Consider the following 711-nt stretch of genomic DNA (forward strand, 5'->3'; position numbering starts at 1 on the left):
TTGTTTTATTCCAGCTATCGATTTTATAAGGACGCAGAAGACGCTGGAGCAAGCCTTAGTTCACCCGAACTCCTTGCTACGCTTATTGTCGGTAGCGCCGTGCTAAGTCTAGTGAGTTTCATCAAGCTTTTTAAAACCCGGCACCTAAGTAAACAAAACACTTCTCCCTTTAGAATGGTGCTTACAGTTCCCATTCAAACCTGGATGCTTCTGGCAGCTGCGTATCATTTTTTTGTCAACGAAGAGCATGCTCCTGGCATCAGCATGTACTTTACTCAGATATTCCAACTGACTAATCTACATCTGACGATCGCTCTCTATATATGGGTCGGAATGCTGCTTAAAGAGACCTTGCTTGGCGCGAAGCTTTTTGATGTCTTTAAACCCTGGAACTTTCCCCCTGAAATACTGGCCTGCATCGCCATCGCATTAATGGCTGTACCAACTGCTTATACAGGGGCCTCAGGTATTATCATTATTGCCATGGGTGCTGTGGTTTATCAGGAGTTGAGGCGTGTTGGTACTCGGCGTCAGCTTGCACTGGCGGTCACCGCAATGACCGGAAGCTCAGGCGTTGTATTAAGGCCCTGCCTGTTGGTAATCGGTATTGCCATTCTCAACAAAGAAGTCTTGAGTGATGATTTGTTTTATTGGGGAAGCCGGGTTTTCATGCTAACGCTTGCAGTGTTTTTTATGTTTGCCATGCTGACT

At 46.0% G+C, this 711-nt stretch carries 1 pseudogene; it reads left to right on the forward strand.

Annotation, left to right across the window (positions count from 1 at the left end):
* Window positions 1–711 (forward strand): annotated as a pseudogene (locus A3729_RS32535) (C4-dicarboxylate ABC transporter); the annotation flags it as partial.

Source organism: Oleiphilus sp. HI0043 (assembly GCF_001634935.1).